At 61.2% G+C, this 8,639-nt stretch carries 7 protein-coding genes; 1 reads left to right on the plus strand and 6 read right to left on the minus strand.

Translation table 11 applies throughout. The annotated features are described in order from the left end of the window. Positions 1 to 3 precede the first annotated feature (3 nt). The 6 genes from cheB to ICA16_RS16965 are packed head-to-tail and all read right to left on the minus strand — an operon-like array spanning position 4 to position 7,399. Positions 4 to 1,014: a chemotaxis response regulator protein-glutamate methylesterase gene (gene cheB, locus ICA16_RS16940; RefSeq protein WP_150603789.1), complete on the minus strand. Its 1,011-nt coding sequence runs from the start codon at positions 1,012 to 1,014 to the stop codon at positions 4 to 6. Further along, entirely contained in the window at positions 1,011 to 3,299 is a 2,289-nt protein-coding gene (locus tag ICA16_RS16945) for a hybrid sensor histidine kinase/response regulator (RefSeq protein WP_210701084.1), read from the minus strand. Before ICA16_RS16945 ends, cheB begins: the two co-directional genes overlap by 4 nt. Beyond that, a complete protein-coding gene (locus ICA16_RS16950) occupies positions 3,296 to 3,976 on the minus strand; it encodes a chemotaxis protein CheW (protein WP_210553905.1) in 681 nt (226 codons plus the stop codon). The genes ICA16_RS16945 and ICA16_RS16950 overlap by 4 nt, the downstream gene beginning before the upstream one ends. Continuing rightward, complete coding sequence (locus ICA16_RS16955) at positions 3,973 to 5,244, minus strand: CheR family methyltransferase (RefSeq protein WP_210701085.1); 1,272 nt, start codon at positions 5,242 to 5,244, stop codon at positions 3,973 to 3,975. The genes ICA16_RS16950 and ICA16_RS16955 overlap by 4 nt, the downstream gene beginning before the upstream one ends. Further along, on the minus strand, positions 5,241 to 5,777 hold the full coding sequence (locus ICA16_RS16960; protein WP_210553906.1) for a chemotaxis protein CheW: 537 nt from the start codon (positions 5,775 to 5,777) through the stop codon (positions 5,241 to 5,243). The genes ICA16_RS16955 and ICA16_RS16960 overlap by 4 nt, the downstream gene beginning before the upstream one ends. After that, on the minus strand, positions 5,777 to 7,399 hold the full coding sequence (locus ICA16_RS16965) for a methyl-accepting chemotaxis protein (protein ID WP_210553907.1): 1,623 nt from the start codon (positions 7,397 to 7,399) through the stop codon (positions 5,777 to 5,779). The genes ICA16_RS16960 and ICA16_RS16965 overlap by 1 nt, the downstream gene beginning before the upstream one ends. A gap of 528 nt (positions 7,400 to 7,927) precedes the next feature. Here ICA16_RS16965 and ICA16_RS16970 point away from each other — a divergent pair. Then, entirely contained in the window at positions 7,928 to 8,443 is a 516-nt protein-coding gene (locus ICA16_RS16970; RefSeq protein WP_007919523.1) for an Hcp family type VI secretion system effector, read from the plus strand. Positions 8,444 to 8,639: the final 196 nt, after the last annotated feature.

The following is an 8,639-nucleotide window of genomic DNA, read 5'->3' on the forward strand; positions in this document are numbered from 1 at the left end:
TGTTCATTTGGGGAAAATCTCCAGCAATCGTGGCGCTATCTTTTCCAGTGGGCGGATTTCTACGGCGGCATCGATCGCCGCGGCAGCCTTGGGCATGCCGTACACCGCACTGCTTTGCTGATCCTGGGCGATGGTCAAATAACCCTGTTGGCGCATGAGCTTAAGCCCTTGCGCGCCATCTCGCCCCATCCCGGTCAACAAAACCCCGACCGCATCGCCGTTCCAATAGCTGACAACGCTCTCGAAAAACACGTCGATCGAAGGTCGGTAGATCTCGTTGACCGGCTCGGCGGTGTAGGCCAGCGTGCCGTTTTTCAATAAGCGAATATGGTGGTTGGTGCCGGCCAACAGCACGACGCCGGCCTGCGGCGGTTCGCCTTCACGCGCCAGACGCACGTCCAGGCCACTGGCGCTGGCGAGCCATTCGGCCATGCCGGCAGCGAACACCTGATCGACATGCTGCACCAGCACAATGGCCGCCGAGAAATCCTTGGGCAAGCCTTTGAGCAGCACCTCCAGCGCCGCCGGCCCGCCAGCGGACGAGCCGATCGCCACCAGCCGCTGGCGCGAGGCCGAACTGCGCTGGGGCGTAGGCGCCGGACGCGCGCGCGGCGTTTTCTCGCCGATCAGCCAGCCGATGTTGAGGATCTTGCGCAGCAACGGTGCCGCCGCTTCCTGCGCATTGCCTGCGCCAATGGCCGGCGTATCGACCACATCCAGCGCGCCATGCCCCATCGCTTCGAAGACCCGGTGCACGTTCTGCTGGCGGTCGACCGTCACAATGACGATGGCGCACGGCGTCTCGGCCATGATCCGCCGAGTGGCTTCGACGCCGTCCATCACCGGCATGATCAAGTCCATCAGGATCAGATCCGGCGTATTTTCCGCGCACAGACGCACCGCCTCGGCGCCGTTGTAAGCGACCCAGACCACCTGATGCGCCGGCTCGAAGGCCACCGCCCGGCGCAAGGCCTCCACCGCCATTGGCATGTCGTTGACAATTGCGATTTTCATGCCCGCGCTCCTCCGATGAGCTCGACCACTGCATCAAGCAGGGCGTCGTCATGAAAACTGGCTTTGGCTAAATAATAGTCGGCGCCGGCGTCCAGTCCACGGCGGCGATCCTCTTCGCGATCCTTGTACGAAACGACCATCACCGGCAGCGATTGCAAACGGTTGTCGCGGCGCAACAAGGTCACCAGTTCGATACCGTCCATGCGTGGCATGTCGATGTCGGTAATCAGCAAATCGAAATCCTCCGAACGCAGCGCGTTCCAACCGTCCATACCGTCCACCGCGACGGCCACGTCGTAGCCGCGATTGAGCAGCAGCTTGCGTTGCAATTCGCGCACGGTCAGCGAGTCGTCGACCACCAGCACCCGCTTGCGCGCGGCTTCTGCGGCTTGATTGCCATGGCGGGCGATGCGCTCCAGGCGACCGGTATTGAGCAGTTTGTCGACCGAACGCAGCATGTCTTCGACATCGACGATCAGCACCACCGAACCGTCATCGAGCAAGGCACCGGCGGAGATGTCCTGGATTTTGCCCAGACGCTCGTCCAGTGGCAGTACGACCAACGTGCGCTCGCCAACGAAGCGTTCGACAGCCACGCCGTAAATCGCTTCGCGCTCACGAATCACCACGACCTTCAGGGTTTCGCTGCTGCTCTGGCTGGCCGGGCGGTTCAACAACTGACTGGCAGCGACCAACCCGACATGCCGGCCTTCGTGCCAGAAATGCTGACGACCTTCGACCTGAACGATGTCATCGCGCTCCAGGTCGCACATGCGTTCAATGTGCGCCAGCGGGAACGCGTACGCTTCTTCACCGACCTCCACCACCAGGCTGCGCACCACCGACAAGGTCAGCGGCACTTCGAGATGAAAACGGCTGCCCTCGCCCGCCGTCTGCTCCAGCTCTACCGCACCGCGCAACTGGCGCACCATGTGCTGCACGGCGTCGAGGCCGACGCCACGGCCCGACACTTCGGTCACCGTATCGCGCAGGCTGAAACCGGGCAGGAACAGGAACGTCAGCAGCTCCTCTTCACTCAATTGCGCCGCCGTTTCGGCCGGGGACAATTGGCGCGCGACGATGCTGCGGCGGACTTTTTCCAGATCGACGCCGTTGCCGTCATCGCTCAATTCCAGCACCAGCAATCCAGCCTGATGCGAGGCGCGCAGACGGATCAGGCCTTCCTCGGGTTTGCCCTTGAGCAAGCGCTGTTCAGGGGTTTCGATGCCATGGTCGACCGCGTTGCGCAGCAGATGGGTAAGCGGTGCTTCGAGTTTTTCCAGCACATCGCGGTCGACCTGGGTTTTCTCGCCTTCGATTTCCAGTCGCACCTGCTTGCCGAGGCTGCGGCCCAGATCACGCACCATCCGCGCCTGACCGCTGAGCACGTCAGCAAAGGGGCGCATGCGACAGGCCAGTGCCGTGTCGTAAAGCACTTGTGCACGCTGGCTGGCTTGCCAGGCGAACTCATCGAGTTCGGCGTTCTTCTCGGCCAGCAGTTGTTGCGACTCGGAAAGCAGGCGCCGCGCATCCTCCAACGCTTCCAGCGCCTCAAGGCTGAGGGCATGCTCCTTGAGATGGACATTGAGGTTTTCCAGCGCGCGCAGGCCATTGTTCTGCATGCGCTTGAGACGCTGCATGGTGGCCAGATGCGGTTTGAGGCGCTGGGTTTCCACCAGCGATTTGCTCGACAGATCGAGCAGGCTGTTCAGGCGTTCAGCGGTGACGCGCAATACGCGCTCGCCCCCCTCCGTGGTACGCCTGTTTTTGCGGGGTACGGGGTCGGATGTTTCAACCGGGGCTTCTATAGAAGGCGCTGAAGTGGGTTCAACCGCTGTCGGCGCCGCCATTTGCAACTCGGCCATGACAGTTGCGGCGACAGGGATTGGCGCGGCCGATGGGTCAAGCAGTTGCCCCATCAACGCCACATACGCCTCGATGTCTGCCGGTTGCGGCGCACTCGCTGGCGTCGCAATGCGCATCAGCAAATCGGTGCCCTGCAATAACGCGTCGATGTGTTCCGGGCGCAGCAGTAACCGCCCCTCTTGGGCGCTGACCAGGCAATCCTCCATCACATGGGCAACGCTGACGCCGCTGTCGACGCCGACGATCCGCGCCGCGCCTTTGAGCGAGTGCGCCGCGCGCATGCATGACTCGAGGTGATCGGCCTGGGTCGGGTTGCGTTCCAGCGCCAACAGCCCTGCGCTGAGGACCTGCGTCTGGGCTTCGGCTTCAAGGCTGAACAGCTCAAGCAGCGAGGCGTCGCGCATTTGCTCGGGGGTCATGTGAGGCTCCGGGTCACGGCGGACAACAGCTGTTCTTCATTCAACCAACGCAGGCTGCGACCCCGTAATTGCAGCACGCCACGGGTGAATTTGGCACTGGCTTGAGCACCGGACTGCGAGGCGGCATCAAGAATTCGCTCGTCAATGGCATGAATGCCGTCGACTTCATCCACCGGCACGACCACCGGCCCGCCATCGGCGGCGATGATCAGCATGCGCGGCATGATCCGCGCGCCGGGCGCCGGCGCGGCGCTGCCATCCAGATCCAGCAATTCGACCAGCGACAAGCAGGCCACCAGTGCGCCGCGCACATTCGCCACGCCGAGCAAGGCGCGCGAACGCTGATGCGGCAGCGAGTGAATCGCCTGCATCGGCGCCACTTCAACGAGGCTGCGCGTGGCCAGTCCCAGCCACTCTTCACCGAGACGGAACATCAGCAGCGATCGGGTCTTCAGGTCGGTTTCGACCACTGCCGCCACCGGGTCGCGCTCGTCCTGCTGCAAGGCATAACGATCGAGCAGGCGTGTGGCGGCGGCGGAATACACCGAGCAATTGCGGCAATGGATGTGTTCTTCCAGCAGCGGGCACGACTTGTCACCGTGGATGCCGATGCGGTTCCAGCAATCATCGATGGCCCGGGCGTCTTCATGGGTGACGTTCAAGGTGTCGGCGATCATCGTTTACGCTCACTGTCGGCGGTGCGGCCGCTGCGGGCGGCGCGTTCCTGCAATCGTCTGGCACCGACGCTGTCGCCCTGAGCCTGCAACAGTGCGGCCAGGTGCATCAACGCTTCGGAATGTTGCGGTTCGAGGTACAAGGCTTTGCGATAGAAACCCTGGGCTTCGAGCGTCAGGCCGGCGACATCGCTGAGCAGGCCAAGCCAATAGAACACCTGCGCCACGGGTTCGTGGCTGCGCAAGTATTGATCGCACGCGGCGCGGGCCTCAGCACTTTTGCCTTCGTTGGCCAGCGCGGCGATGTTCGCCAGCAAGGTGGCCGCGTCCGGGTTCGCGCTTTTTCTCGTTACTGGCAACGGTGTCACTGCAGCAAACGGTCGATTGCGCACCGGCGGTGGCGGCGTGCTGCGTATCGGTTGGCTGACCGGTAGAGCAACGGGCCTGGCAACCGGCAATGGCTCTGGCTGCGGGTCGCTGTGGCGACTGAACGCAAACGACTGCGCAATGCCAATCGAGCGCATGCCCAGACGCCCAAGCAAGCTGCCCTCGGCCGGACCGATAAACAGCACGCCGTCGACGTGGGTCAGGCCCTTGAGCACTTCGAAGACTTGCTGCTGGGTCGGCTGATCGAAATAGATCAGCAGGTTGCGACAGAACACGAAATCGAAGGCTGGCTCGGTGGCCAACAGCGTCGGATCGAGCACATTGCCGACCTGCAAGCGCACTTGCTCGCGTACGGTTTCGTTGACGCGATGACCGTCCTGCTCAGCGCTGAAGTGACGGTCACGATAGTCCAGATCCTGCCCGCGAAACGAGTTCTTGCCGTACAGCGCCCGCCGCGCCTTATCCACCGACAGCGGGCTGACGTCCATGCCGTCGACCTTGAACTGATGCGGTTTAAGCCCGGCATCGAGCAACGCCATGGCAATCGAATAAGGTTCTTCGCCGGTAGAGCACGGCAGGCTGAGAATGCGCAATGCGCGCATGTTGTTCAGCTCGGCGAGACGCTGGCGCGCGAGTTTGCCGAGTGTGGCGAAGGATTCCGGATAACGGAAAAACCAGGTTTCGGGAACGATTACCGCCTCGATCAGTGCCTGTTGCTCGTCCCGCGAGCCTTGCAGCAGTTGCCAGTACTCGTCGGCGTGCGCCGCTTGCGAAAGCGTCGTGCGCTGGCGCACCGCGCGCTCAATGATCGCCGGGCCCACCGAGGTGACATCGAGGCCAATACGCTCCTTGAGGAAGTCGAAAAAACGCTGATCGCTACTCATGGCTGCGCCTCAAGTTGCGCCGGATCACGCGGCGGCGAGGGAAACAGCAACGTGCGCACGGCGTCATCGAGCAAGTCATTGACCTTCACCCACTGCACCAGCCCCTGGGCATCTTCACGCACCGGGCCGAGGTAGGGCGCCTCACGGTTGTCGAGGCCGTAGGGCTGAAAATCTTCCGGATTGCAGCGCAGGGTATCGGTGGCCTGTTCAAGAATCAGCCCAAGCCGTTGCTCTGGGTGCGACTCATCCGGGCGATAGTGAACCAGCACCAGTCGCGTACTGGTTCGCGCCTCGGCGGGTTTGCCAAACGTCAGCGCGCTGAGGTCAATCACCGGTACCACCGCGCCGCGGTAAGCGACCACCCCGGCAACCCAATGCGGCGCGTGGGCAATCGGTTTCAATGGCAGGCGCGGCAGCACTTCCGCCACTTCGGTGGCGCGCAATGCGTAGCGCTCGCTGCCAATGCGAAACAGCAGGAACAACGCCTGCTTCGCCACCTGCGCAGCGCTGCGTTTGGCGATGATTTCGCTCATCAGACTTTGAATCGCGAAACGCCGCTGCGCAGCCCGACGGCCACCTGGCTCAGTTCGTCGATGGCGAAACTGGCCTGACGCAGCGACTCGACGGTCTGGCTGCTGGCATCACCCAACTGCACCAGCGCATGGTTGATCTGTTCGGCGCCGGTGGCCTGAGCCTGCATGCCTTCATTGACCATCAACACCCGTGGCGCCAGCGCCTGCACCTGATGGATGATCTGCGACAGCTGCTCGCCGACCTGCTGCACCTCGGACATGCCGCGGCGCACCTCCTCGGAGAACTTGTCCATGCCCATCACCCCGGCAGACACCGCCGACTGGATCTCACGAACCATTTGTTCGATGTCATAAGTGGCTACAGCAGTCTGATCCGCCAGACGTCGCACTTCGGTGGCGACCACGGCAAAACCGCGACCGTATTCACCGGCCTTCTCCGCTTCAATGGCGGCGTTGAGCGACAGCAGGTTGGTCTGATCAGCGACCTTGACGATGGTCACCACCACCTGATTGATGTTGCCAGCCTTCTCATTGAGGATCGCCAGTTTGGCGTTGACCAGATCAGCAGCGCCCATGACCGAGTGCATGGTGTCTTCCATGCGGGCCAGACCCTGCTGACCGGAACCGGCGGCCACCGAGGCCTGATCGGCAGCGGTCGACACTTCAGTCATGGTGCGCACCAGATCGCGCGAGGTCGCGGCAATTTCACGGGACGTTGCGCCGATTTCCGTTGTCGTGGCAGCGGTTTCGGTGGCGGTGGCTTGTTGTTGCTTGGAGGTGGCGGCAATCTCTGTCACCGACGTGGTCACCTGCACCGACGAACGTTGGGCCTGGGAAACCAACGCAGTCAGCTCGGTCATCATGTCGTTGAAGCCGGTTTCCACTGCACCGAACTCGTCTTTGCGGTCGAGATTCAAACGGCCGCTCAAATCGCCGGTACGCATGATTTCGAGGATTTTCACGATGCGGTTCATCGGCGCCATGATCGCACGCATCAACAGGAAACCGCAGGCACCGGCCGCCAGCACAGCCACCAGCAACGAGACGAGCATGCTGACCTTGGCAGCCGCTACTGCCTCGTCGATATTGGCCATGGCCTGATCGGCGACGGTCTTGTTCTCGCCGATGATATCGTTGAGCTTCATCCGTCCGCTGTACCACGCCGGGGTCAGCTTCTCGTTGAACAACTTGAGCGCATCGGCCTCCAGGTTGCGTCCGTGCAGGTCCAGCACCTGATCCTGAATTTTCATATAGGCGTCGTGGTACTTCTCGAACGCAGCGAACTCGGTACGGTCCTGGTCGGTGGCCATGGTTTTGCGGTAGTTGGCCATTTGTTCTTGCAGGCGGTTTTCGAACGCCTTGTAATCCGCCGCATCCTCGCTGGAAATCCCCTGCCCGCCCTTTAACCCGAGCAACTCCTGCGTCTGCAAATAGCTGTCGACCCAGGCACCGCGAATCATCGAGCTGTAATAAACCCCGGGGATCGCATCATCGCGGACGCTGTTTTCACTGGCTTCGATTTTCAACAGCCGCGAATACGAGAGAACCACCATCAGAAACATGATGGCGATAATCACCGCAAAGCTCGCCAAAATGCGTTGGCGCAACGTCCAGTTCTTCACAGTGATTCCTCGTGCCTAGGTCGAAATGCGGGGAGTATAGCCGAGGGCGGTGTCTCATTAATAAGACGCTTTTTAACCCCCTGACCTGTCGGCGTTAAGCACAACAGGCTCTGGCTTGGGACTTTCCAGTAACCGGAAGATGGCTGACCAGTGACGGAACGGCAAAAAATGGTGCCGGATTGGTCATTTGTTCAAAACCAGCAATTTCCGGGCGGCGCCATCACTTGGCCATACTGCGCAAGAAGTTGCGCACATGGTCATAATATTTTTCCTTTAAAATCGCTGCAGCCCATGTGTCACGAGGCCTGCAGCCAAGTGCGCAAGAAGTTGCGCAGTACTGCGCAACTTCTTGCGCACTTTCGCCTTCGATTCCGTGTAAAAAACCCTCGCAACCGCAGTCCATAGCACTTTGCCCCCCGCACTCCGGGGACTTGGCAAAACCTGGCACGCTCCTTGATAACAGTCAGGCACCCACCGGGCGATTTCGCCTCCCGGGCACCCTAAATTTATCCGCAAGGAGAGCATCCCATGGCAACACCAGCGTACATGTCGGTTACCGGCGAAAAACAAGGCCTGATCACTGCAGGCGCATTCACCGCTGACTCCGTTGGCAACACCTACCAGGAAGGCCACGAAGACCAGGTCATGGTTCAGGCTTTCAGCCACGACGTGATCATCCCGCGTGACCCGCAATCCGGTCAGCCAACCGGTCAGCGCGTTCACAAGCCAGTTGTGATCACCAAGGTCTACGACAAGGCTTCGCCTCTGCTGCAAGCCGCTCTGACTTCCGGCGAGCGCATGAGCGAAATCGTTATCCAGTGGTTCCGTACTTCGGCTCAAGGTACCCAAGAGCACTACTACACCACCAAACTGGAAGACGCGATCATCGTCGCCATCAACAACAAAATGCACAACTGCCAGGATCCAGGCAACTCGCACTTCACCCACCTGGAAGAAGTGCAGTTCACCTACCGCAAAATCACCTGGACCCACGAAGTATCCGGTACTTCGGGTTCCGATGACTGGCGTGCTCCAGTCGTTTAATTACGGCTGATCGTTACAAGCATCGGCCAGCTCTGCTGGTCGATGTTGTTTACGCCCCTCCAGAATTTAGCGTACGTTGACCCGCTTTTGCGGGCGTCGACGAGCGCCGCTGCACAGCACGAGGAACAAGGGATGTTCGCGCCGGCCAATGAAACCCACTTTGCCCTGACCATCGAAGGTCTTTCCGCTGATTTCC

It is taken from the genome of Pseudomonas anatoliensis, from assembly GCF_017976235.1.
In the GTDB taxonomy this organism is placed as follows: Bacteria; Pseudomonadota; Gammaproteobacteria; order Pseudomonadales; family Pseudomonadaceae; genus Aquipseudomonas; species Aquipseudomonas anatoliensis.